This is a genomic window from Mucilaginibacter gossypii (genome assembly GCF_900100945.1).
GTDB classification, from domain to species: domain Bacteria; phylum Bacteroidota; class Bacteroidia; order Sphingobacteriales; family Sphingobacteriaceae; genus Mucilaginibacter; species Mucilaginibacter gossypii.
On the sequence record NZ_FNCG01000001.1, the window covers coordinates 22,829 to 48,437 of the forward strand.

The 25,609-nt window shown below is 42.4% G+C and carries 23 protein-coding genes; 7 read left to right on the forward strand and 16 right to left on the reverse strand.

Annotation, left to right across the window (positions count from 1 at the left end; genetic code table 11):
- Window position 1: 1 nt before the first annotated feature.
- Entirely contained in the window at window positions 2-2,665 is a 2,664-nt protein-coding gene (locus tag BLS28_RS00095; protein WP_256337307.1) for a TonB-dependent receptor, read from the reverse strand.
- Between the two features lie 64 nt (window positions 2,666-2,729).
- Window positions 2,730-3,722: a FecR family protein gene (locus BLS28_RS00100; protein WP_091162097.1), complete on the reverse strand. Its 993-nt coding sequence runs from the start codon at window positions 3,720-3,722 to the stop codon at window positions 2,730-2,732.
- A 178-nt stretch (window positions 3,723-3,900) separates the two neighbouring features.
- Here BLS28_RS00100 and BLS28_RS00105 point away from each other — a divergent pair, with 178 nt between their 5' ends.
- Entirely contained in the window at window positions 3,901-4,455 is a 555-nt protein-coding gene (locus BLS28_RS00105; RefSeq protein WP_091162897.1) for a dihydrofolate reductase family protein, read from the forward strand.
- Between the two features lie 8 nt (window positions 4,456-4,463).
- On the opposite strand, the gene BLS28_RS00110 is transcribed toward BLS28_RS00105, so the two are convergent.
- The 4 genes from BLS28_RS00110 to BLS28_RS00125 all read right to left on the reverse strand — a co-directional run bounded on the left by BLS28_RS00110 (window position 4,464) and on the right by BLS28_RS00125 (window position 8,639).
- The gene (locus BLS28_RS00110; RefSeq protein ID WP_091162099.1) at window positions 4,464-5,051 is read right to left on the reverse strand and encodes an RNA polymerase sigma factor; all 588 of its coding nucleotides are present in this window, start codon (window positions 5,049-5,051) and stop codon (window positions 4,464-4,466) included.
- A gap of 208 nt (window positions 5,052-5,259) precedes the next feature.
- A complete protein-coding gene (locus tag BLS28_RS00115; protein ID WP_369596616.1) occupies window positions 5,260-7,794 on the reverse strand; it encodes a TonB-dependent receptor plug domain-containing protein in 2,535 nt (844 codons plus the stop codon).
- Window positions 7,791-8,033, reverse strand: a complete 243-nt coding sequence (locus tag BLS28_RS00120) for a carboxypeptidase-like regulatory domain-containing protein (protein WP_091162102.1) — start codon at window positions 8,031-8,033, stop codon at window positions 7,791-7,793. The genes BLS28_RS00115 and BLS28_RS00120 overlap by 4 nt, the downstream gene beginning before the upstream one ends.
- A 282-nt stretch (window positions 8,034-8,315) precedes the next feature.
- On the reverse strand, window positions 8,316-8,639 hold the full coding sequence (locus tag BLS28_RS00125; RefSeq protein ID WP_091162104.1) for a hypothetical protein: 324 nt from the start codon (window positions 8,637-8,639) through the stop codon (window positions 8,316-8,318).
- Window positions 8,640-8,904: 265 nt separating this feature from the next.
- Here BLS28_RS00125 and BLS28_RS00130 point away from each other — a divergent pair, with 265 nt between their 5' ends.
- Together BLS28_RS00130 and rlmF are read left to right on the forward strand one after the other, a co-directional pair.
- A complete protein-coding gene (locus BLS28_RS00130; RefSeq protein WP_218134322.1) occupies window positions 8,905-9,375 on the forward strand; it encodes a pyrophosphohydrolase domain-containing protein in 471 nt (156 codons plus the stop codon).
- A gap of 24 nt (window positions 9,376-9,399) precedes the next feature.
- Complete coding sequence (gene rlmF, locus BLS28_RS00135; protein WP_091162106.1) at window positions 9,400-10,362, forward strand: 23S rRNA (adenine(1618)-N(6))-methyltransferase RlmF; 963 nt, start codon at window positions 9,400-9,402, stop codon at window positions 10,360-10,362.
- A gap of 107 nt (window positions 10,363-10,469) precedes the next feature.
- On the opposite strand, the gene BLS28_RS00140 is transcribed toward rlmF, so the two are convergent.
- Window positions 10,470-11,618 carry an acyltransferase family protein gene (locus tag BLS28_RS00140; RefSeq protein ID WP_091162108.1) on the reverse strand — a complete coding sequence of 383 codons (1,149 nt, stop codon included), beginning with the start codon at window positions 11,616-11,618 and terminating at the stop codon, window positions 10,470-10,472.
- Window positions 11,619-11,816: 198 nt separating this feature from the next.
- Between BLS28_RS00140 and BLS28_RS00145 the strand changes: the two genes are divergently transcribed.
- The 4 genes from BLS28_RS00145 (at window position 11,817) to BLS28_RS00160 (ending at window position 14,531) form a co-directional block, all read left to right on the forward strand.
- Window positions 11,817-12,494, forward strand: a complete 678-nt coding sequence (locus BLS28_RS00145; RefSeq protein WP_091162110.1) for a pseudouridine synthase — start codon at window positions 11,817-11,819, stop codon at window positions 12,492-12,494.
- Between the two features lie 54 nt (window positions 12,495-12,548).
- Entirely contained in the window at window positions 12,549-12,818 is a 270-nt protein-coding gene (locus BLS28_RS00150) for a hypothetical protein (protein WP_091162112.1), read from the forward strand.
- A 147-nt stretch (window positions 12,819-12,965) separates the two neighbouring features.
- Window positions 12,966-14,267, forward strand: a complete 1,302-nt coding sequence (locus BLS28_RS00155) for a DEAD/DEAH box helicase (protein ID WP_091162113.1) — start codon at window positions 12,966-12,968, stop codon at window positions 14,265-14,267.
- Between the two features lie 24 nt (window positions 14,268-14,291).
- Entirely contained in the window at window positions 14,292-14,531 is a 240-nt protein-coding gene (locus tag BLS28_RS00160) for a DUF1456 family protein (RefSeq protein WP_091162115.1), read from the forward strand.
- A 134-nt stretch (window positions 14,532-14,665) separates the two neighbouring features.
- Here BLS28_RS00160 and BLS28_RS00165 read toward each other — a convergent pair whose 3' ends face one another.
- The 9 genes from BLS28_RS00165 to BLS28_RS00205 form a co-directional block, all read right to left on the reverse strand.
- Complete coding sequence (locus BLS28_RS00165; protein ID WP_090526334.1) at window positions 14,666-15,223, reverse strand: CAP domain-containing protein; 558 nt, start codon at window positions 15,221-15,223, stop codon at window positions 14,666-14,668.
- Window positions 15,224-15,332: 109 nt separating this feature from the next.
- Entirely contained in the window at window positions 15,333-16,094 is a 762-nt protein-coding gene (locus BLS28_RS00170) for a hypothetical protein (RefSeq protein ID WP_176844327.1), read from the reverse strand.
- Between the two features lie 282 nt (window positions 16,095-16,376).
- Window positions 16,377-17,312 (reverse strand): phosphatase PAP2 family protein, encoded by a 936-nt coding sequence (locus BLS28_RS00175; protein WP_091162121.1) that lies wholly within the window; start codon window positions 17,310-17,312, stop codon window positions 16,377-16,379.
- 2 nt (window positions 17,313-17,314) lie between these two features.
- Window positions 17,315-17,938: a sterol desaturase family protein gene (locus tag BLS28_RS00180; protein ID WP_091162123.1), complete on the reverse strand. Its 624-nt coding sequence runs from the start codon at window positions 17,936-17,938 to the stop codon at window positions 17,315-17,317.
- 260 nt (window positions 17,939-18,198) lie between these two features.
- The gene (locus BLS28_RS00185) at window positions 18,199-18,939 is read right to left on the reverse strand and encodes a CDP-alcohol phosphatidyltransferase family protein (protein WP_091162125.1); all 741 of its coding nucleotides are present in this window, start codon (window positions 18,937-18,939) and stop codon (window positions 18,199-18,201) included.
- Window positions 18,940-18,970: 31 nt separating this feature from the next.
- The gene (locus BLS28_RS00190) at window positions 18,971-21,535 is read right to left on the reverse strand and encodes a DUF5686 family protein (protein WP_091162126.1); all 2,565 of its coding nucleotides are present in this window, start codon (window positions 21,533-21,535) and stop codon (window positions 18,971-18,973) included.
- Between the two features lie 608 nt (window positions 21,536-22,143).
- Window positions 22,144-23,466 (reverse strand): inositol-3-phosphate synthase, encoded by a 1,323-nt coding sequence (locus BLS28_RS00195; RefSeq protein ID WP_090526349.1) that lies wholly within the window; start codon window positions 23,464-23,466, stop codon window positions 22,144-22,146.
- Between the two features lie 33 nt (window positions 23,467-23,499).
- Complete coding sequence (locus BLS28_RS00200) at window positions 23,500-24,486, reverse strand: NAD-dependent epimerase/dehydratase family protein (RefSeq protein WP_091162129.1); 987 nt, start codon at window positions 24,484-24,486, stop codon at window positions 23,500-23,502.
- Entirely contained in the window at window positions 24,483-25,601 is a 1,119-nt protein-coding gene (locus BLS28_RS00205) for a GNAT family N-acetyltransferase (protein WP_091162131.1), read from the reverse strand. Before BLS28_RS00205 ends, BLS28_RS00200 begins: the two co-directional genes overlap by 4 nt.
- Window positions 25,602-25,609 lie beyond the last annotated feature (8 nt).

Genomic DNA, 25,609 nt, shown 5'->3' on the forward strand with positions numbered 1-25,609 from the left:
CTTAAAATTTAAAGTTATAGGTAACCGAAGGCACAAAGGTGAACAGGGTAGTGCGCACCGCCTCGGTACGGCTTGCGTCGGTCTTGTTGTCGCGGAAAAATATGCGGTAAGCGTTTGGATTACCGTATGCATTGTACAAACTGAATGTCAGATCAGACTGAAATTTCGCCGTTTTTTTAAGTTGCCTGGTTGCCCCTAAATCTAAACGGTGATAAGCCGGCATCCTGTCGGCATTTCGGTTGGTATAGTAGTAATAAGTTACGCCGTCAACCTGGTATTTACCACTCGGAAAGGTCACGGCATCGCCGGTATAGTAAACAAAGTTGGCGGAGAATGTCCATTTTTCGCTGGCTTTATACATGGCTACAATGGCAATGTCGTGGGTGCGGTCCTGCCGGGCATTGTACCACTTATTGTTATTGATGCCGTCAATCATCCGTTCAGATTTTGACAGCGTATAGCTGATCCAGCCGCTAAGCCTGCCGGTTTTCTTCTTCAGCAAAAACTCGGCACCGTAGGAGCGGCCTTTTCCAAAAAGTAACTGTGTTTCTATGGGTTGATTGGTGAACACATTGGCGCCATTGCGGTAATCTATCTGGTTTTGCAGCTTTTTGTAATAGCTTTCAACGGTAAATTCATAGTTGTGTTCGTTGAAATCCTTGTAGTATCCCACAGAGAACTGGTCAGCAATTTCCGGCTTAATGATATTAGTGCTGGCCACCCATTTATCCGTTGGTGAACCCGAGTTTGAGTTGGAGATCAAATGCAGGTTTTGCGCATTGCGGGCGTACGATGCCTTGATAGAACTTACATCATTTAGCTGGAAAGCCGCTGCAATGCGGGGCTCAGGGTTTATATAGGTTTTTACCTCCTGGCCGGAAGTGTAATGTTTAGAGCCTACGATGTTCCCGTCAGCATCAATATCGTAATAATCGCCTGAGCCAAGTATGGTAAAGGCCGACAGGCGTACCCCGTAGGTTAAAGTAAAACGATCTGTTGCTTTCCAGGTGTTGGTAACATAAGCGGCGTTTTCAAGGGCATACCTGTTTTGCAGGCTTTGAGATATAACGCCGGAGTTACCGGTAGCCGAAATTTCGCCCGGCTTAATGGTATGGTAAATGCTGTTTACACCAAAGCTGATGGTGTTTTTGCCGCCGGCATACCATTGCATGTCTTCCTTAAAGTTAAAATCGCGGATCTGCGAATAAATATTGTATTCGTTTACATCCTGCTTAATGTTAAGCTTATAGTCATAATTGCTGTAGATGAGCGAGGTGTTTGAAAACAGCTGACTGTTAAAAATATGGTTCCAGCGCAGGGTAGCCGTGGTGTTACCCCAGTTAATGCCGGCTATATCGGCAGCCTTAAGCACATCCTTTCCAAAATATCCCGAAACAAACAACCTGTCTTTATCGCCTAAAACATAGTTGGCTTTGGCATTAAGGTCATAAAAATAAAGCTGGCTTTTTTTGGCAATACTGTCTTTTGACAAGGCCAGGAAAGCATCGGCATAAGTACGCCGTGCGGATATCAGGAAAGATGATTTGCCCTTTTGAATAGGCCCTTCGGCATTAATGCGCGCGGCTATCAGGCCAATGCCGCCGCTTACGCCAAACTTCTGGTTGTTACCATCGTTCATTTTAATATCCAGTACAGATGAAAGCCTGCCGCCGTATTGTGCGGGCATATCGCCTTTATAAATATTGATATTCTTGATGGCATCGGAGTTAAAGGTGGAGAAGAAACCCAGCAAATGCGATGCATTGTATACGGGTGCCTCATCCAGCAGGATCAAATTTTGATCGGTTGCACCTCCGCGTACAAAGAAACCGCCGCTGCCTTCCCCGGCCGATTTGATTCCAGGCAGCAATTGGATGGTTTTGATCACATCACGCTCGCCAAGCAGGACGGGAATGTTTTTGGTTTCCTGGATGCTGAGGTGCTCAACGCCCATTTGCGGGCTGGCCAAGTCGCGTGCGCCGGCAGGCGCTGCTTTAACAGTTACTTCCTGCAATTGCTGGGCATTGTCTTCCAGTTCGATATTTAAACGAAGGTTGCCGGCTAATGATACCGGAACAACCGCGGCTTTTTGCCCCATAGCGCTTACCGAAAGTTGATGGTCACCGGCAGGCAGTGTAAGCGAATAAAAGCCGTATTCGTTACTTGATGTGCCAAAGTTTGCATCGGTAACCCTAATGCTTGCGCCAATAATAGTTTCGCCGGTTTGTTTTGATTTAACGGTGCCGCTTACCGTGTATTTGCCATCAGTGCCGGCGGCTGCCTGCTTTTTTACCTTGCCGGCATCGTATTTGATCAATACTTCATTATCAAGCACCGTAAAAATAAACGGGTGCGGAGCAAGGGACTTGCGTAATACCTCGCCCAAAGGTTGATTTTGGGCATTGACACTGATCTTAACCGTGCTTTTGGCAACTGTTTCATTATAGGTGAACCTTACGCCACAGGCAGCTGTGATTTTCTCCAAAGCCTGCTTAATCGGTTCGTTGTTTATGGTTATAGTAACGGGTTTATCTAAAGGTCCCTGGGCTTGTGCTTTGCTTAGTGCCATCATTAAAAATAACAACAAGCAGAGTGCCGTTCGGAAGGGTGTTCGCGTTATTTCGCAAATCAGCATGGAGGGCCATGCCGGTCTGTTGGTTTTCATAGTTGCTTTAAATTGTTGGTGTGGTTTGTTTCCTTTTTAGGGATGATGTTTTAGAATGAAAAGGTTAATTGTTGGATGATAAAGGTTGCAGGAAATATTGGTTTTCGACCCGTTTCCAGCGAAGGTCCATTACGGCGGAAAGTTTATTAAACGTTTTGTCGATAGGCTCATTCGTGTTGATATGACCGTAAAAACCGTTTTGGGTGATATCCGGCGTAAGGTGTATGCGGATACCATACTGATGCGACAGGTCGTCAACCACGGTTTGCAGTGACGCCCCGTCATAACTGAACAAACCGGTGCGCTGTGAAAGGAATTTGGAAGCATTGGGATAATTTTCCTTAATTAACGATCTGTCAGCCTTGTTATACAAGGCCCGTTGGTTAAGTACCATAATGGCTTGCTGGCTTTTGGGTAGGTTATGCTCCTGCACCGCCACTTTTCCGCTGATAACCGTAACTTCAGAGATAATCTGGTCGGGATAGGCTTTAACATTAAAGCTGGTACCTAATACCACGGTTTTAAGCTGTCCCGATTGGATAACGAATGGATGGTCCTCATCATGTACTACGTCGAAAAACGCCTCGCCCTCCAGTATTACCAAACGTTCTTTAGTCCTGAATTTATCTGGATAACTGATGCGGCTGCCGGGACTAAGCCAGATCCGGGTACCATCGGGCAAACTGATTTGCCGGTGTTTGCCCGGAGCTGTAACCAGATCGACCTGTTTGGCAGGATCAATAACTTCCAATACCTGGTTTTTGTAAAGCGCGGCAAAGGTAACCAGCAATACCAAAGCCGCTGCAGCAGCAATGTTTCGCCATAAGGTAAATACCTTACGTACAGGTTGTTCAGGTGTTTCCATTTGCGCGGTTATCTTACTCAAAATACTTTCCCGCAGCTGCTCAGGATTTTGGTATTTCGAGGCAGATAACAATACTTCTTCATCATTAAAACCAGCATACCAGGTATCAAGCCAGGCTTTTTCGTTAGCACTGATGGTGCCTTGTTTTAATTTATGAGCGAGCTCCCTTACGTTGTAGGTGTTGTTTTCCATTGTGCCTGATCTTTCAACCTTTTGCACATATAGTCAGTGATGGAAGCAGATACCCTTAGTGGAAAATGAAAAATATTTACCGCTATCTTTTTTTTCTTTTTTGGTGAGATAAAGATCTGTATAAGTTATGCCGGTTGAAAATTTACTAATTTTAAAAAAGCCAATTAAAACCAATCAAATGAGAAAAGTAATCTACGGCATTAACCTAAGCTTAGATGGTTGTTGCGACCATGCCAAATTTAGCGGTGGCAAGGATATATTAGAACATTTTACCCGACTTATGGATGATGTTGACCTGATTGTATACGGGCGTAAAACCTTCGAGCTTATGGTTCCGTATTGGCCGGATGCCGCAAAAGATCCTTTATCAACCAAAGAGGAAAAAGAATTTGCACAGGCATTTGACGGTATTGAAAAACTTGTTTTCTCACGGACGCTGACCGGCACCAACGATAAAAACTCTGTTATTAGTCAAGCAAACCCTGGCGACGAGATCCGCAAACTGAAGCAACAGGCCGGAGGTAATATTTCAATAGGAGGTGTGAACCTGCCCTTACAACTCATTGAACTTGGTTTGGTTGATGAGTTCCATTATGTTATACATCCCGTAATTGTAGGCGAGGGGAGAAGTCTGCTGGAAGCTGCAGGTTTAAAGGAAAATGTAGGCTTAAAACTAATTGAATCAAAGATCCTTGAATCGGGCTGTATCGCGCTTCATTATGTTAAAAACTGAAGTGTATATTAGCTGAGGAGTAAAATTAGCACCGGCAGAGAAATACCCAGCGATTGCCTTAACGAACTTAGTGCCTTTGACATATGCGCTTCAACGGTTTTTTGTGATATGCCCAGTTCAGCAGCTATCTCGGCATAGGTTTTATTTTCATCGCGGCTAAGCAGGAATACGATGCGGCATTTTTCGGGCAGAAGGCTGATGCTGTGGTTAAGCCGTTGGCGCAGTTCTTTTTCCTCCAGCCATTGAATAGTGCTGTCGTCTGTTTCGTGCGAGGTAAAAGCGAGTTCATCCAGGTGCTGTTGTTTCCTGTACTGACGATCAAGATGAGTGATCACCTTGTATTTAATGGCTACCGAAAGATACGTAGCCATGGTATGTGTTAACTTAAGGCTTGCACGGCGCTGCCAGATACTTAAAAATACTTCCTGCACTACTTCTTCGGCTTCATGCTCGTCATCTAAACGGTGATAGGCTACAGCAAAGGTTTTATCCCAATACCGGTTATACAGCTCGGTAAAGGCATCCCGGTTGTCGCAGGCCATTAGCTGTAATAACTGTTCGTCCGTGTGGGCTATGTGCTGGTTTGGTACAGGCATTATTTCATCTGCAATGCTATGTTAAATAGATTGCAAAATCTTATTTTTTGAACCTATTTAACATGTTTTAACAGTTTAGAGTTTAATCAACATATAAAGTTACAGAGCTATCAATATTTATGAATCTCCTCTAAAATAAAAAAAGGTCGCCCCACAATCGGGGCGACCTGTATCGAATCAGTCAGTTAATAGTTTTTCAGTTAATTATTTAAAATGTAAAGCCTACCCTGGCAAAAAAGCGGCGGCCGTTTTCGCCCATTTGTACGGCATCAAACGGACCCGATGGTTCGTTGTTATAAGCCCATCCCTTAGCTCCCTTTACATAAGCCAGATCGGGATGTACGTTAAAAATATTGTCGGCGCCTATTGATACACGAACCGATTTCGCCACTTTGTAAGCGAAATACAGGTCGCTCACTACTTTGCCGCTGTAAATATATTGGTCGGGCAGTTGTGCCGAACCATTATCGGTTGGTACGGTAGGTGTAAGAGTTGTACCGTCGCCATAGCCATCAATAACAACTTTGCCAAAGTAAGTAAAGCGGGTACCTACGGTAAAGCTTTTGTGGCTAAACTCGGGGTTTAAGCTAAGTTTTTGAGGGGGGGCCGATGCCAGGATAAATTTCTTTTCACGTTCGCTCAAAAATGTTTCGCGCAGGGCAGGGGTAGTACCAAGTATAGGCGGGTAATTTACCTTGTCAATCTTCATAGTTTGGAAATTGCCTGTAAAAAGTACCCTGAACCTGTTGGCGCCAATGGTTTTGTTGTAGTCAATAACTACGTCCAAACCTTTATTGGTAGTGTTTACAGCATTGGCAAAAAACTGGGCAGAGCTTACATGCAGGTTTTTCAGGGCATTGGTAAATGTAGGGTCGAGGGTTTCGTCATCGGCACTGAACTGGCCAGAAAGCACAACGCGGTCGGTAACTTTAATATAGTATCCATCAACAGTAAAACTTAACTCAGGCATCGGTTTAAAGGTAAAGCCTAAACCAGCATTTTTTGATTTTTCCTGTTTAAGGTTAGGGATGCCTGCTGCTTTGGTGATGGGGCTGTAGTTAGGGGCTATTTTAACTTCAGATATCACAGTGCCCTGTACGTTGGTAAAAGTTGAACTGTAATTGATCTGTTGTAATGAAGGTGCACGGAAGCCTGTACCCAATGAACCGCGGATGTTAAAGTTATCGGTGATTTTGTAACGTGTGGCCAGTTTAGTATTAAAGTTTGAACCAAAGTCGCTGTAATGTTCATAGCGGTTAGCGAAATCGACCAGCCATTTTTTAGTGATATCGCCTTCAAGATCAACATATACACCTTCTACCGAACGGTGGGCATTTACCACATCACCGGGCTGATAGCCTGGAAATCCCTGTGAGCCTGCCGCTTTTACACCGGTTGGGTCGTAATTTTTGTAGGATGCCTCTTCGCCCGAAAAGATCTTATAGCGCTCGTAACGGTATTCGCCGCCAAAACCAAGGTTAAGGCCCTGCATTACATTGCCAAAATGTTTGTTGATGTTCAGGTTACTGGTGTTTTGTAAAAACTCCGATCCGCCGTCGTCAAAATTGGTTTTATCAGCCCCTAAAGAAGCATTAAATGTTTTATAGCCAAAAAAGTGGAACTTATTGTTACCAATATTATTGCTCAAATCCCAGTCCCAGGCATTGCCCAGGGTGCCTTTTGCGCCTACGGCAATGGCAAGATCTGTATTATGTGTACGGATAATGGGATTGTAATATGATTCGCCGTCTGGGGTGTTAAAAATGATACCGCTCACCGGGATCATTTTGCCGCTGTTGTCGGTAGGGAAACGTTCAGGACGGCCAGAGAAATTACGGGTAAAGGCATAATCGTCAGATGCCTTATAGCTGTAACCACCAAAGCTGTACAAGGTTGTACGGGTACCGGCAAGAGGTGATTCATGGTTGAAAAAGAATGTGCCGCTCTCGGCCGATCCATCGCCATTGGCACGCCTGTACGGGTTTATAGGCAGCGCTTTAGGGTTTGAGGTTGTGGTATCATGCGTTTGGCGAAAGGTTTTGCCGTTTTTGGCATAGTCGCCCGTAAAGTTGATGAAACCGCCGTTTTTGCCGAGCGCTAAACCATAGTTGGCATCAATAGTGATACCATTGCCATCAATAGCACCCCCGTGAGGGTATTGAGACGCAACAACACTTTTACCACTGTTAAAAGCGGGATCATAATAACCAGAATAACCAACATTGGCATTAAACACGCCGGTGGTTTTCTTTAAAACAAGGTTGATAACACCCGCAATAGCGTCAGAGCCATATTGGGCCGAAGCGCCGTCGCGAAGGATCTCGATCCTGTCGATAGATGCGGTTGGGATAGAACTCAGGTCGACACCAGAGTTACCGCGACCGCGCGTACCGAATACCGAAACAAAAGCAGTGGAATGCCGGCGTTTACCATTTACTAAAACCAGGGTTTGATCGGGGCCTAAGCCGCGTAATGTACCCAATTCAACGTGGTCGGCACCATCCGAACCGGATTGTTTATTGTAGTTGAATGATGGGGCCGAATAGTTAAGGATGTCGGTAATATCCATACGACCGGTTACTGAGGCCGCTTTACCCACATTAACAATATCAACAGGAACCGCCGTTTCAAGTTTTACCCGCCCGGCAGATCGTGTACCTATTAATACTACTTCATTTAATTGGGCTATATCACCAACCAGTGTAATATCAATTTTAGTACGTCCGTTAATAGCAACTGTTATGGTTTGTAGCCCGTATAGCTTATAATCAGTTCATCAGTTGCCGCTGCTGAAATAGTGTATATCCCCTTTGCGTTGGTGCTTGTACCTAAATTGCTGCCTTTTATATGTACCGATACCCCGGGCATTGGTGCATTGCTTGCCGCATCGGTAACGATTCCGGTTATAGCTTTCTTTTGTGCTAATGTCAATAGGGGAGTTATGGTTAGCAAAACGAGGGTGAATAGTAAAATTTTCTTCATAAAACGGAGGTTATGGCGATTGAAATAATGTTAATTTTAACGTAAGTTAATAATTATTGAATAATTGTCAATGTAAAATCAATTTTATTAGAAGATTTGTACTTGTGATTTACTGTTTTAGGTGATTTGTGATGAAAAATACTGGCATTTTTGTATTTTTTTATGCCAGAGTGTTGAATTAACAAAAAAAGCCAACTGCTGAAAGGTCTTAATTCTTAACAATTGGCTTTTTGGGATTTAAAAAAAATGAATTGAACGTCTTTTTGTCGTTTGTTTTCTTAGTTAAATGGCTTTTTCAGGTTCGGTATCTTTCGTTGTTTTGCTCGCAGGCGCTTTTGCAGGAGTAATTGGTGCAGCGTCGGTTGCTTTTTTCCCTTTTTTTGCTTTGGGTTCAGCGGGAGCGGCGTGTGCTTCAGGACGTAATTTAGCCGCCAATATTTTTGCCAGGTTTTTTGCAGCTTTGTCTATAGCTTTTTTAGCTTTGCTAACATCGGGGCCAAATTCACTTACCAGGGTTTCAATCTGGATAACTAATTTCTCTTTTATTTGTTTCTTAAGAGCTTTACGGGCTTGTTTAATAGCGGCTTTATCTTTTATGTTTTTCATGTGAATGGATTAGAGATCGGGTGAAGCACAGTTTTTTTCTGTGCGGTGCAAAGTTATGTTAATATAATGTGGTTTTAATATTATGTTTATGTTAACAACTACTATTTATGTTAAATTTTTATTAATTGATAATCAGTGCTATTAATTGTTGTTGCTTTATTTATTTTTTGTTTTATAACCCTTGGCCTAATACGGCTTTACTAATTTTTTGAAAGCCTTAGGGTTAATTCTTAACTTAGCCGTTTATTTATTGCCCTAAAACAACATGATCAAAGATTTAAGTGCATTAACCCAGGTAGCCGAATTTCATGCCACTTTTAAGCACCCTATAATTGAAAAACCTGCAATACCCTCAAAAGCACGCTGTGATCTGCGTATCGAACTTATTGCCGAAGAATTAAAAGAACTGCAGCAGGCTGTTAATGATAATAACATGGTTGAAGTAGCTGATGCCCTCTGCGATCTGCAATACGTATTATCAGGAGCAGTACTTGAATTTGGCCTGGGCTCAAAATTTAAAGAACTGTTTGATGAAGTGCACCGCTCCAACATGAGCAAAGCCTGCAAAACGGTTGAAGAGGCTGAGAAAACCATCGAACACTATAAAAATACGGCCAGTACGGATGCATACTATAAAGAGATAGACGGTTTGTACCTGGTGTACCGTACCTCTGATCATAAAACATTAAAATCTATCAATTATTCGCCTGCCTATCTGAATGGCATTGTGGGTTAATCATAAACTAAAAACACTATTCCATTGTCAGCACAAGAATCCAATCAGCCTCAGGCTAAAACCAATATGCACCCGCGTAATAAACACCGCGCGGGGTATGATTTTAAAGCATTGATCAAAGCCACGCCTGCCCTGAGGCCATTTGTGCGTACCAATGAATATGATAATTTTACCATTAATTTTGCCGATCCGGAAGCAGTAAAAACACTTAATAAGGCATTGCTGCAATATCATTACGATATAAACTACTGGGACATTCCCGAAGGTTTTTTATGTCCGCCTATACCTGGTCGTGCCGATTATATCCATTATGCGGCCGATCTGCTTGCTTCTGTTAATAACGGTGTTGTGCGCAAAGGCCGGAAAGTACGTGTACTTGACATCGGAACGGGCGCTAACCTGGTTTATCCCATAGTAGGTTTCAAAGAATATGGCTGGAACTTTGTTGGCTCAGAACTCGACTTGGAGGCTATGGCATCCGCACAAAGTATTGTTGAGCAAAACAGCCAGTTAAAGGTTGCTGTTGAATTGAGGCAGCAAAGCAAGAAGGCTGATATATTTAAAGGGATCATTAAACCCGGCGAGTTATTTGATCTTACTATCTGTAACCCGCCCTTCCACGCTTCGGCTAAGGAAGCTGCTGCCGGTTCGGCCCGTAAATGGGATAACCTGGGTTTACGAAAAGATAAACAGCCTATACTTAATTTCGGCGGCCAAAATACCGAATTATGGTATCCCGGGGGCGAAGCTGCATTCCTGAAACTGATGGCCGCGCAAAGCAAGGCCTTTGAAAAACAGGTTTTATGGTTTACCACGCTGGTTTCAAAAAAAGAAAATCTCAGGATCTTGTATAATGCCCTTCAAAAAGAAGGCGTAAAAGATGTGCAAACCATCAATATGTCGCAAGGCCAAAAGGTAAGCCGCATCATGGCCTGGACTTATTTAACGCCGGAGGAGCAGAAAATATGGTTGAACCCTGATTTATAGGATTAAAGGATGCCGTGATATTTAAACCTTGATTTGCCGGACTTTAGGATAGCCTTGATGCTTTTTAATTCATGGTTATCCTAAAATCCTTTCAATCAAGGTTCAGCTTACACTCTCAAAAATGTCTTCTTGGTATACAAGTAATACAAAAACGCCCATTTTACCATTACGAAGCAAATAGCCATTACTACAATATTGTATGGATCGCCTACTAACTGGCCTATCCATCCAAAAAGGCCTTCGGTTGTATAACTCCATTTAATAAAGTGGCCCGAAATATAAATCAAAATGGAGTTCATGCCTATCACCCTGAAATAAAATGCCCATTTGTGATAGCCTTTTACATCAATAATATAGTAAAATAATGCCATCAGCAAAAGGCTTAAGCCGCCTACGTGCAGTACAAACGAGCTTGTCCACAGGTTTTTGTTGATCGGGAAATCGAGGTTCCAGATTTGTGCAAGGATCAGGAAGATGATACCTACTGCAGCCATGGTAGTTACCTTGCGCATTTGCGTAACACCGCCCTTTTTAAGCAACAGGCCGGTAAGGATGCCTAAAATACCGGTGCTGATGGCCGGGATGGTTGAAAAAAGCCCCTCAGGATCGTGGATGCCTAAATACAACCGGCCCGGTAGTATGCTGCGGTCAACGTATGAGGCAAAGTTGCCTTTCATGGTCAGGTCGCCCATAGGGAAGCCCGGTGCAGAGGTAAACTTAAGCAGCAGCCAATAGCCGATGATGAAAAAGCCAAACCAAAACATTTGCCAGCGCTCGGTACTGTACAGGTAAATGATGTTGGCAAACATATAGGCAATACCGATACGGCCCAATACGCTGGGGAACCGGATCTCTGAAACAGGCATAATTTTTAACCCGTTGTTTACCACAAGGCCGAGCAACACTAAAATAAATGCCCTTTTTATAACGCGCAGCAATAATTGCTGGCGTGTTTTGCCTTTTTCCAGTTCGCGCCCCACAGAAAATGGAGTTGATACGCCTGCCATAAACAGGAACAACGGGAAGATAAGATCATACAGGTGAAAACCATTCCAGTCGGGATGGGTAAATTGGTTGGCAATAGCGCCCCAGAAAGGTGAACCGGTGGCTTTGGCCATGCCGTGGAAGATCTCTTCGCCGCCCATAATCCAAAACATATCAAATCCCCGGAGGGCGTCCAATGAAAATAAACGGGTGCGCGCCGCGTTAATATCGTCGGCTTGTTTAGCACTTGCCTGGTCTGCTGTGGTAGTCATTAGTTTAATTGTATTTAGGTATGAACTAAAGATAGGAAAAGCAATACTATTTAAAATTATTTTTTTACATCAATAACTTTTAAAAGCTGTTTAAAAAGATTTTGTGAGGTATTTTAATGTGATGCGTTTCTGCGATGGAAAGATTTCGGAAATAAATCCAAAATGCTGCCGTAAATTCGCAGCCTTGTAATTATGCCCATGTTAGAGATCATATACCGCGATGAACACCTGATTGCCATCAACAAGCCCCATGGATTGCTGGTTCACCGGTCGCCCATAGCAGCCGATGCTTCAGAGTTTGCCCTGCAATTGCTTCGGGATCAAATTGGCATGAAAGTTAACCCTGTTCACCGCATCGATCGTAAAACCGGTGGCATCCTGCTTTTTGCTTTTAATAAAGAGGTAGAGATTGCCATGCAAAAAGCATTTATGGAAAACCGTGTGAGCAAGAAATACCTGGCCATAGTAAGGGGCCATACACCTGATGCGGAAGATATAGATTACCCGCTGCGCAAAGAGAATGGCACTTTGCAGGATGCATTTACCAGTTACACTACCCTAAAAAGGGCAGAACTTGATATAGCTCTAGGCAAACATCCAACTTCAAGGTATTCATTGGTTGAGGCTGTGCCTACAACCGGGCGTATGCACCAATTACGCAAGCACCTGAGCCACATTTTTCACCCAATTATAGGCGACCGCACCCACGGCTGTAACAAACAGAATAAGTTGTTTTTAGAGCAATGGGCAATGAAAACCATGCTACTGCATGCATCGCAGTTAAATTTTAAGCACCCCATAACCAGCGAAGAAATAACGATCAAAGCTGCACTTCAACCCGAATTTACCCGGGTTATGGAGATCATGAGCTGGTAAGCCAGTCTTAAGGTAATTATTTAAACAAAACGGGCTTAATATTGTAGTTGATAGATGGAAAAGTCGGTGATCTATGATCTGGATACCGAAGATGGTATACGCCAGATCGGCATTGAAGCGGTGCAGCAGCTGATACCCGGTACAAATGTGTATGCAACTGGCGTATTTAGGTTAAGTGAAGGGGAAACAGATCTTGGAGATATTGTTTTTGACGATCATATGCACGAATGGGAATATACCTGTATGGGGAATTTAACCCATCGGGAAGCTAAAAAGGTTGCAAGGTTTATTAAGCATAATTTTAAAACGGAGGTGGCGGAGTAAGAAGCTAATGGGAAAAATCCCTTCTCGGGAAGGAAATCGCACAATCTCCCGCTTTTTTAGTCCGTTAAGTTAATAGCTAAGCCGATACAGATAATCGGTCCCCCGGGGAAATTTTACCGTATCTTTGCGCCTCAACAAAAACAAACCATGATTGATCAGGCATTGAGTAACCTCGGCATAACTGCCCTTAACCCCATGCAGCTTGCCGCGCTTAGTGCCGCTAAAAAAGGTGATGTAATCCTTTTATCACCTACGGGCTCGGGGAAAACGCTTGGTTTTTTATTGCCTTTGCTTAACCTGCTTGATGCCGGTGTTTCTACAGTACAGGTGATGATCCTGGTGCCCTCGCGTGAGCTTGCTTTACAAATTGAGCAGGTTTGGAAATCTATGGGTACGGGTTTCAAGATCAATTGCTGTTATGGCGGCCATGCTGTAAAAATTGAACGGAATAATCTTTCGCATCCGCCTGCAGTTTTGGTTGGTACGCCGGGGAGGATTGCCTTTCATTTGCGTGAAGAAAATTTTAGTACTGATACTGTACGTACGCTCATTCTCGATGAGTTTGATAAAGCGCTTGAGTTCGGTTTTCAGGAGGATATGGCTTATATCATCAGGCAGTTGCCCGTTGTTAAAAAGCGGATATTGACTTCGGCTACAAAAATGAGTGAGATCCCGGATTTTACAGGGATTGCTAAACCTGTTGAAGTGAACTTTTTAAGTAATGTTACTTCGGCGCCAGATATTAAACAAAAAGCGGTGATATCCGAAGCTGCCGATAAACTAGATGCACTTTTTGCCCTGATCTGTAAAATTGGTAATAAAGCAACCCTTGTGTTTTGTAATCACCGTGAAGCGGTTGACAGGATCGGCGAGTTGCTTTGGTACAAGGGGTTGGAGCACGATGTTTTTCACGGCGGTATGGAACAGGACGACCGGGAACGCGCCCTGTTAAAATTCAGGAACGGAAGTCACCGTTTATTGATCACCACCGATCTGGCCTCACGTGGGCTGGATATCCCTGAAATAGAATATGTGATACATTACCAGCTGCCGCATAATGAGGAAGCTTTTTTACACCGTAACGGCCGCACAGCACGTATGAACGCTAAAGGTACATCATACCTGATGCTAATACCCGATGAAAAGTTGCCATACCTAAAACAACTGCCCCAAATTGAAGAACTGCCCGAAAAACTGATATTGCCGCCTGCATCGCCTTGGCTTACCTTGTACATAGCCGCTGGCAAAAAGGATAAAGTTAACAAGGTGGATATTGTAGGCCTGCTGCTTAAAAAAGGCGGGCTGGCAAAGGAGGACCTCGGTTTGATAGAAGTGCTTGACTACTCATCGTACGCTGCAATCAAGCGCGATAGAATAGAAAGTGTAGTAAAGCAGGTAAAGGCCGAAAAAATTAAGGGCAAAAAGGTGAAGATGGAAATTTCGAGGTAATTTTGTTTAAAAGAAAGATATATAATGAGCAATAACGATATCATGAAAAAGCTGCGGGTGGCTATGAAATTTACTGATGATGATATCATCAAGGTTTTGGCATTGGTTAATTTCAGGATCACCAAAGCCGAGATTGGTGCCATATTCCGTGCTGATGATCACCCCAACTTTAAACCCTGCGGCGATCAGATCCTGCGTAATTTCCTGAATGGCCTCATTATCTACAAACGCGGCCCAAGGGAGCCGAAACCGAAACCGGAGTAATCTGAACCGGGATTTGGGATGATTCACCGGATTTATAGGATTTGATTTGCGAGCGGAATGAGTAGATTGGTTGGATTTCACAGACAAGATCCTGACTTCCGAAAAATCCTATGAAATCCCGGTTCAGGCAATAATTAATGCCCTTCCACAGGCTTTTCCTGTATTAATCTGTATCTCCCTGATTTAATCAGCTTTTGTTGCTGAGCCGAAAATGAGGTCCGGCCGCCAAAATCCTGTACCCAATAGGTTTTATATTCTGCCACGCCAACTTCTTTAAAGTCCGGGTTCATGAGGTTGCGGCAATGGCCTTCACTTTTAAACCAGCCAGCCATCACTTCCGCAATGCTTTGTTGGCCCTGGGCTATGTTTTCGCCTATGGCAAAACTTTTGAACCCTTTAAATTTATAACCGGCGTATACTATGCGGTCTTCCATGCTGCGGCCGTCTTTGCTGTCGTGACTAAAATAGCTTTTGCGGGCCATGTCTTTAGCGTGCCCTATAGCTGCATCTTCCAAATCATTATTCCAGGTAAGGGGAGGGGCCGGCGGGAAATATTTGCTGCCGCAATTGCAGCCTTTCTGGCGTGTAGCATTAATGCTGTTTAAAAACTCGGTCCTGAAGTGTTTGCTGCTTTGGCTGTAGGCATTTGCAAACCAGAATAATGCAGCAAATAATACTATCAATTTTTTCATCTTAGTGCTTTGACACTTTTAAACGCCTGTGGTTTAAATTATTGTTTAGGCCTTCTGATAGCTGAACGCCAGCGGCCGGTTTTCTTTCGCCTGTAAATAATAATTATAGCTATAACGACGAGAATAATAGTGGTGACTGTGAGAATGATAACGATGTTATGTGCCTGGCGTACCTTAGCATTGGCCTGCGCCTGGAGTTTTTGGTAAATACTTTTTTTTTGGCTATCACCGAATCCTGTTTTTTGATCTTGATCGAATCGGCAGCAGCTACCTTGGCAATGCTGTCGACTGTGACCTGGTTAAGACTATCGTCCAAAAATTCATGGCGTTTAATAGCTACTGCAGCTTTATCATAATCGTTCATTTTCCGGTAAAGTTCGGCAAAGCCTACCTGCACTATCGACTCTTTTTTAGGATCGTGGGTTTTGAGCGATAAGGTTAAAGCATCGTTCAGGTCCTTCATACTGAGTTTATAGTCTTTGATGTCGCTTTTAATAGCTGCAAGCTCTATAAGCGAGCTGATAATATTAAGCGTATCCTTCCTTTGCCTCGATATGGTGTTCGATTGCAAAATGAACCATTTGGCCTCGCTGAATTTACGCTGCGAACGATAAACCTTTGCAAGCGCGTTAAAGCTTGTACGCAAGCCTAAAGTATCGTTATAAGTGGAATAGCTATGCAGGGCGAGCATAGTGTAATTAAGCGCCTCGGTTTGGAAGTAGTATTTCATTCGCCGGGTTGATACGGTATCGTATCCTAAATAATGGGCAGCTATTTGGGTATAGATAGGGCCTTTTAACGAATCACTGGTAACCTGTAATTTTTGCTTAAGACTATCAAGCTCACTGGCGTGTGCTGATAATTTAAGCATGGCTGTCAGAAAAAAAAGTAAGGTAATAAGTCTCTTCATATAACAGATTACTCGAAAATGCAATAATCTACTTATAATTAGGCAAATAGCGTGCCTGTTTAAGGTCGCCGACATAGGTGTTTGTGAAGATCGCTTGACTTTTTATTCATTTTTGAACAGTATGAGCTGTTTTTCAGGAGGATAACCCTGGAAATATTAATTAACAATTGCCCGCGCATATCCCACAGCATCAGCTTTAATGCATAGTATTGTATACAAAAAAAGATTTTGCTATGCGATTGCTTAAGAGATTACCCGTTCGTATTTATTTAACGCTGATCGTAAACCTGCAAATTGCTTTAACAGTACGTTGTATAAGGTAATACCTAATGCCGCGCAAGTAATGCCGGCCAACACGTCAAGCACGTAATGGTGGCTTGCATATACAGCCGTAAACCAGATGCCAACGGTTACCACCGCAAAAAAGATATTAGCAAGTCCCAGCTTGTTTTTTAAGCCGTAGTAAAGCACTATAACCGGGTATGACGAATGCAGCGACGGCATGGCAGCAAACACGTTTGATCCTTTTGTATAAATCCCTTTAAAAACCCCGGCATGAAAATAGGCGTCAAACCTGGCCAGTCCGGCGGTATTGCCCATAGTTAACGGAATAAAATGAAATCCGTGATATTGAACAAACCAGGGTGGTGCGGCAGGGTAGGCGTAGTAAACTATAAAGCCCAGGATATTCACCAAAACAAACGTTAACGAAAAATTAAGGAACTGTTTTTTGTTTTTGAAGAACAGGTAAGCGGCAAAGCCCAGCGGCACAGGGATCCAGCACAAATAAAACAAGCCCGATAACACATCAATAAAAGTGTTGCTGTTGGCCAGCCAGTATTCGTTGGGTGTAAGCAGCTTGCCATTAAAATGAATGCCGAACAGGTGTTTCTCCGCATTATAGAGCTCGGCAATATGTACCGGGTTGTAGTTATAATTGGGGAAGGCTTTCATGTAATCAAAAACAATCCAGTACACTATGAAAATAGTGAAGCCCAATATAAACTTGCGGGTTATTGCCGACGCATAGAACAGCACATTGAAAATAACTACCAGCGTAAGCTCGTCTGGTTTATAACCAATAAGGAAAGTTGAAAACGCCAGGTAAGCAATGGAAAGCAGCGAAACAATAATTATCGACCGGATATTTACTGTTACGCCTGTATTGGCATTGGTCATTGCTATTTTTTTAAGAAATCTGAACGGAAAATTTTATCCCAGAAAGGTGAACTCACACCATAACCTTTTTCAGGATCCTGATAGTGGTGCAGCATATGGTGTTGTTTTATTTTTTTGAACAGGCCGCTTTTAAAGTTAAAATGGTGCATGGCATAGTGAGATATGTCATAAAACAGGTAGCCTAAAATAAAGCCCGGAAAAAAGCCCCAGATGTAGTTTACAGGCAATAACCATTTAAACAAAAAGAAAAAGCCTGTAGCCAGCGGAATACTTAATGACGGGGGCAATACCAAACGTTTGGCATCGCTCGGGTAATCATGATGCACACCATGCATAATAAAATGGAGGCGTTGCGCCCATTCCAGTTTTTCACTTGGTTGATAGTGAAAAACAAAACGGTGCATAATGTATTCGGTGATGGTCCAAATGAACAGGCCGAAAATGAACAGGCCTATGTAGGTTAATATGTCTAACCCTAAATCAAAGAATTTATAACTGCAATATCCAATAACAGGCACAAAAATGTACAGGGGCACGGTATAATGTACCTTTGATAAGCCTTCTAAAAAGTCGCTCTTAAACATTCGCACCGATTCCTGCGAGTTGGATATATATTTCTTTTTCATTGTTATAATCAGGTTTAAAATGTTTTATTATTTCTCTGCCTGTTTATGGATGTTAAAATTTTTCAGAATGGCTGGCCTTTAATCAACAAAAGGCAATTTTAGCAAAGATATTGCTAAGTGTAAATGCCTTTATTTTATTGTTGCGAAGATATGATATTTGTTGGTAAGTCTTAAGCCAAAAGTTTTAAGTCTAAAGTTCGCAGCCTTAAGAGAAGTAATTCAACGTCCTTGCTTAAGACTTTTGACTTAGAACTATAAACTTACTTACCTTCTTCCTCTTCCAGTTTAATTAATGCTTTTTTAGCCTCTCTTAATCTGTTAAAAGCGGTGATATTGGTTAAAACAGCAAGTATTACCAGCGGAATAGTAAATATCGATATGGTTTCAAATACATGGAATCTGATGCCGGGAACAAATAATTTATAGTTACCGCCTATGTACTGAGCTACTATGCCCGATAAAGCTGCGCATAAGCCGATAGTTACTACACGTTCAGGTCTTTGCATTAAACCGCCTTTAATTTCAACCCCTAAACCTTCGGCACGTGCACGTACATAACTAACCATCATTGAGCCGATCAGCGCTATAAAGGCAGCTATCGAGCTCAGGAAGTAGTGATGCGCCACCAGGTAATAGCAAATACCCAAAAACATGATCAATTCGCTGTAGCGGTCAAGTACGGAATCGTACAAAGCACCAAAGGTTGATTTCATATTCCCTAAGCGGGCTACCTGGCCGTCAAGCATATCAAATAAGCCTGCAAAAAGGATGAGGCCGCCGGCCCAGCCTACGTAGGTTAAATCGCCGCGGTTACCTTCTTCGGCACCTAAAATAAATATCCCTGCAACGCCTACGTTAAGTACAAAACCTATAGTAGTTACGGCATTGGGGGTTAAACCTATTTTTATAAGGATCTTCACAAACGGATCAATAACCTTATAAATGCCTAATTGCAAGTTGGTTCTGAATGATCTCCTAAGTGTTGTTGTTTGCTGTTCCATGTTATTCTCTCTGCTTATTTAGGTACGATGATTAGAAGTCAAATTTAAGCCTTGTCCGTAACCCCCATTGGGCAACGTTTGGCTGGTCAAGGTAGTTAAAGCGCCTTACAAAATCTATGCGTATAAATTTAAATATATTTTCGATACCAACACTACCTTCAACGTAAGGTGTTTTACCTAATGTGTAAGTAATTGGTACACCATCAACGCCAACCGGCAATTGATACAATGACGGATGTATTGAAGGATTATTTTGGTCAGACAAACCACCGTATAATACTTTTACTGATGCGGTTTCGCGCCATTTAAGTTTCTTTAACAACGGTATTTTGTTGAAGAAGAAGCCGCTGAAATGCTGGTCAATCCTGAAGCTTGCATATTTATCACTCACAAACTCCAAAAAGTTCATTAAGTTGTATGAGTCGATATCGTATGCATAGGTTTGGTTTGCCCTGTGTATAGTTAACAACGGGTAAGGTACCGAACCAAAAATTTTACCTGCCGAAACATTGATATCCGCATAGCCTAACTGTGAAAAGTAAAAGCGCTTATCAGCACGGAAATCAAGCTTTTGGTAGTTGTATTCGCCATTAAAAAAGCCTTTAATACCAGCGGCATAATCAAGCTCAAAAGCGGGATATTTGTTAGGAATAGGGATCCTGTAGATTTTACCCTGGTAAAACTGCTCATGCGGTGCCCAGCGTACGCTTGCTGTAAGTTCGGTAGTAGTTAAATGGTGGATAGAGTTTGGCAAATCGTTAATGATGTTGTCAAAATACAGTGATCCTGCAGGTTCTTGTGTCCATTTTTTAAAGCCACCTGCGTAAGAGAAGTGGCTTTCCAGCTCGTGTACATAATCAAACCTGTAAAAGTCATTATACAGGAACTTGTCGTTTACACCACGTTTAAACGATAACAAAAAGTTGTCTTCCTGTACAAACTGCAAGTTCGCACCGGGGATCTTGGTATCACGCTGAAAGCTTGCTCTAATGTAATTTTGCGGGAAACGGTAGATGGACTTATCGTTAAGCGAGTATGTTGCGCTAAGAAAGTACTTCCAGCGCTCATCTTTAAAGCCATAAGCTGCATAAGTTTCAAAATAGTAACGCTTGCTTAGGTCTGGCGTGGTTCGGCCGCCTACACGTAAACGGAATCCCTCAACAGGGTTAAAGCTGTAAAATGTATTAGCCGGACCTAACTCAAACTTGCCGAAGCCTTTGTAACCTGCAAGCAAAAGGGTTGCTATATCAACTGTGCGCTTAAATGATGGCATATTGCGCAGGCTGTCAATATTCTTGTATACTTTAGATTCGGCAGTTCTTAAAGTATCTGGCCTGTTTTCCTGCCAGAATGATTCGGGTCGATGCTTCACTTCATCGCTTAATTCCGCATATTCTGATCCCTGGTAGGTTGTATCCGGCCGGGGTTTGTTAACCACGTAATTGCTGTAGGTTATAGCCCGGATACCAAATAAACCACTCTTTGCATCTTTTTTGGATGCGCCAAAATCTGCAATGGTAGTGCTTTTGCTCAGGTGATAGCGGCCATCCGGGTTTTGTTGAAACTCCAGGTTAACGTTCATTGACCTGATGAAGTTGATATTGATATGCTTGTTGATAGTTAAATCACACTTTTGAACAGCGTAGTTCCCATCGAGCGTTATGTATATGCTACCCTCAAAAAGTACGTCGGTACTGTTGCGCGGTGTAAAATCAAGTTTAACAAGCTTGTTATTGTGCTCATCAAGAACAGTATCCGCAATAAAATATTTGTAATAGTTTGGCGAGTTATCAGAGATTGGGCTCAGGAACTGGCTGGTTATCAAAAATACGTTGTTGGTGTAAATATCAACTTTGTTGTACAGGTGTTTAAAGTATTGGGTAAGGCCTTCATTATCAATACCAGGGCCAAAGTTTACACTTTTTTGGCCAGTTATGTTTTCCCTTGTTTTTTCGGGGTTTTTACGATAATAAACTTGCTGCAATTTTTCATCAAGGTAAATAGGCAATAACGATTTGCCGGGTACCAATGTACTATCCCTATTATCTAAAATGAACTTATACTTACGGAAAAATTTTCTGTCCGAAAACTGGGCTGATACATTGCTCAACGCAAACATCATTTTATCATACTCCTTGTATTCAACATAGTTGTACGCTTCGGGACGGTTCTTTTCTTTATTTTCGATAACCTTACGGATCAGCTCAACAGCGGGGTTATCTTTATTACGGTATTTAGGTTTTTTGCCCGATTTTACCACAACTTCGTTAAGTTGTTGCGAAGCCGGGAACATTTTTACATTTATAACCTGCTCTTTACCGGGAACAACAGCTAAAAAAGCGTCTTTATAACCTAAAAATGAAATTTTGATTTGTTTGTATTGCTGATTGTTTGTAGCCAGGCGATATTTGCCATTAACATCTGTAGTGGTACCGGTGGTGGTGCCCGTGAAAGAAATACTAACAGAAGGCAGGGTTTGTTTGTTACCTGCATCGGTAACAGTACCCGTTATTACCGTTTGCTGCGCATATAATGCCGAAGCAGAAAAGAACAGTATTAAGAAAAATAAGCTTTTATAAAATTTTTTACAATCCATGTACTTTGTGCAATTGTGCAAATACAAACTTCTTTTTTCGGCTCAATACTGTTATTATTGGATAAAGAGGTATGTATTAATTATTCAAATATTCCTGGCAGCTTAATTATGTCCGCCCCTGTATGTTTTTCGTTGTTCTGCCACCCAATCTTTCCTCACTTCCCTTGCTTTGTACACTCCCGGCAGATGGTTATTACGGAGTTTACAATTAACAGGCCAAAGGTAAAAAAAATCACTACAGACTAATGTGGTCAAAAAGTCAAATATTGTTTACAGCTATTTACTGTATTATATTACCTTAGCCATAATAACCCAAACAACGGCTTTGAGCAGCCATTAGTATGCTCGTTACTTTTCGGTTTACTATATTGTTTATTTTATAATCATCTGGTAATCAAATATAATTAAGCGTTTTTGTTGCCGGCTGAAAGTGTGCCGGGCTATCCAAATAACATTATTTAACAATTTATACTTGGCGCTAATAAGACTAATGCTGATAAAGGAATGTTACCCGCCCCTGGATTTTTTTACCTCACAAAAACAAAACAGCCGTGAAGCAGGGGTTCAACTGCTTACGGCTGTTTTGACGGTATTTGGTAATTTAACGATTATTCGGTCGCGAACATGTCGTCATAGTAATCCAAACCAAGGTGGGTGATCAGGTCTTCGCCCATCAGGTAACGAAGGGTATTCTCCAATTTGATCAGTTGTTTAAAGATGTCGTTTTCTGCATGTAGGCCTGGTGCTGTTTGAGGCGATTTCAGGTAGAATGACAACCACTCCTGGATACCGCTCATGCCGGCACGTTTAGCCAGATCGCAGAAGATAGCCAAATCAAGCGCGATAGGGGCAGCAAGGATCGAGTCGCGGCAAAGGAAGTTGATCTTAATCTGCATTTTGTAGCCTAACCAGCCAAAAATATCGATGTTATCCCAGCTCTCTTTGTTATCACCATGCGGAGGGTAATAGTTGATACGGATTTTGTGGTAGATGTTACCATAAAGTTCCTGGTTATCTTCCGGTTTGAAGATATCTTCCAATACACCCAGTTTTGATACTTCTTTAGTTTTGAAGTTATCCGGATCGTCAAGAACCCAGCCATCGCGGTTACCCAAAATGTTGGTCGAGAACCAACCGTGTACACCTAACGAACGTGCTGCCAAACCTGGGGCTAATACTGTTTTCATTAAAGTTTGACCTGTTTTGAAATCTTTACCAGCAATTGGAGTTTTGGTTAATTTAGCCAGTTCGATCAATGCAGGGATATCAACTGTTAAGTTAGGGGCACCATTAGCAAAAGGAACACCTAATTTTAAAGCCGCGTAAGCATAGATCATACTTGGAGCGATCAGCTTGTCGTCATTTTTCAAACCTTCTTCAAAAGCTGCTAATGACTGGTGTACAGCCGATGCTTCGTAGTAGATCTCGGTTGAACCGCACCATACCAACACAACCCTGTCAAGACCATTAGCCTCTTTAAAGTTTTTGATATCTTCCATTACCTGCTCGGCAAGCTCAAGCCTGGTTCCGGTTTTAACGTGGGTGCCATCAAGGTTTTTAGCGTAGTTTTTATCAAACGCGGCTTTCATTGGCTTTATAGCTTCCAATTCGGCTTTAACCGAATGTAAAAGTCCTGCTTCCAGTACCTGTGCGTTTGAGGCAGCTTCAAATACGTTATCTTCATAAACATCCCAACCGCCAAATACGATGTCGTTTAAATCGGCTAAAGGAACAAATTCTTTAATTTTCGGGTTACGGTTTTCGGTCCTTTTTCCTAAACGTATGTGGCCCATTTGAGTAAGGGAGCCAATTGGCTGCGAGATGCCTTTTTTAACGGCCTCTACGCCGGCAATTAAGGTAGTTGCTACAGCGCCTAACCCGGGGATCAGGATGCCAAGCTTACCTTTAGCAGGTGTAATGTTGATTTTCATTTATGTTACTATTATTTATTTCAAATTAATCGGCTAAATCCATTTGTTGGCTTTATACCATTTTAGCGTTTCGGCCATGCCGTTTTGCAGATTGTATAAAGGATAAAAACCCAGGTCGGATTTAGCTGCTTCAATATCGCAATTCCAGTTAATGGCGGTCAGTTCATTAAGCTTTTCAATATTCAGCACCGCAGCTTTGTTGCTCAAAGAACTTATTTTTTCAGATACTGCTGCAATCATTTTAACAAAATTTACAGGCAGATGAAACTTTAGCGTTTTTAGCATTAACACATCTTTGGTGATGGTGCCTAACTCGTAACGGTTATAAAAATTACCATCGCTCAGATTATATGTCTTGTTATTGCCACCGTATAAGGCCTTGATACTTGCTTTGGCCAGGTCTTTAACATATATAAAGCTGAGCTTTTGCTGCGCCTTGCCTATATAGGGCTCAATGCCCTTCACTATCTGTTTGAAAAATATAAATATGCCGGTGTCCCTCGGTCCGTAAACCGCGGTTGGCCTTAGGATAGTATAATTCAAGCCGTTTACCGTTTTTAATTTTTCTTCGGCAAGCAATTTGCTCCTGCCGTATGCTGTAACAGGACGCGGAGGGGTTGATTCGGTTATGGTGCCGGTTAGCGTGTTAAGCGGCCCAACTGAAGCCAGGCTGCCAATAAGTACAAACTTTTTTAAATCAGGGCAAGCTTCATAAGCCGCCGAAGCCAGGTTATGGGTATATGTAGCATTGATCCGGTTATATTCGGCCTCGGAGCGGGCGCTGGTTACACCTGCCGCGTGGATGATATAATCGGGTTTTATTTCTGCCAGTTGCTTCTTTAATGTTTCTTTATTGTTAAACTCGGGGTAGATATATTGAATGTCTAATTCCTTTAGGTGATCAATTTTGCTGCTTTTACGTACAGCTATAAAAACCTCCAGGTTGTTTTGCAGGGCTTCTTCAATTAAATGATATCCAACAAATCCGCTTGCACCGGTTATTAAAACCCGTTCCCTCATATCGCTTTTTGATATAACCTGTATTTTTTATACGGGTCGCCTTTTATAGCTTCAATGGCACGGTTCATCATATCGTTGTTCTCCAGTGTCCAGCCGGCTTCGGCATGTTTATAACCCTTGGCCTTATATTCCCTTATAATGGTGCCGTATAAGCAGGCTTCAATGCCCATTTTGCGGTAATCTTCAATAACGCCGAGGGCATAAATGCGGATGCCGGTGATGCTTTTTTTGCCGAACAATAATTTGAAAATGCCGGTGGGCAACAAGCGGCCGCGTTTTATTTTTTTGAAGATATCGTTATAATCGGGCAGGGCCAGGCCAAATGCAACTATCTTGCCACGTTGCTCGGCAACAATAGCAAAATCAGGATCAAGGATCAGTTTAAGATCTTTGGCCAGGTAATCATATTCTTCGTTGGTAAGTGGCACAAAACCGGTGTTTTTGTCCCAGGCCGAGTTATAAACGTCGCGAAGTTTTGCAGCCTCTTCCTTAAAATTTTTAAGGTTGATCTTGCGGATAATGATATCATTGCGTTTTAACCGATCTTCAAGCGCGTTTAATAACCTTACCGATTTGTCATCATAGGCTTGTCCTTCCCAATGCCATCCAATCAGGTCAACATCTTTTTTAAAGCCAAAATGCTCAACCAGGTCGGCATAATACGCAAAATTGTAGGTGTTCATCAGGAATGGTGAACTATCAAATCCCTTTATTAATAAGCCACAGGGCTCATTTGTTGAAAAGTTGGTAGGGCCTAACAGTTTACCGGTAACGCCTTTTTCTTTAAGCCATTTGGTAACGGTTTCAAAAAGCAGGTTAGATATTGCCGTGTCGTTAATACAATCAAAAAAGCCAAAAAAGCCATCGTTAACATGGCTGTATTCGTTATGCCCGTTATTAAGGATCGCGGCTATCCGGCCAACAATTTTATCGCCATTATAAGCTAAAAAGGGTTGTACGGTATTGTGTTTATGGAAGGGATGTTTGGTTAAGAGGTCCCTTTGGGCAATAAACAACTCCGGAACATAGTAAGGATCGTCCTTGTACAGGTCATGCGGGAAATCAATAAATGAAGCCAGTTCTTTTTTTGATTTAACCGTTACTATTGTAATCATGTGTGGTA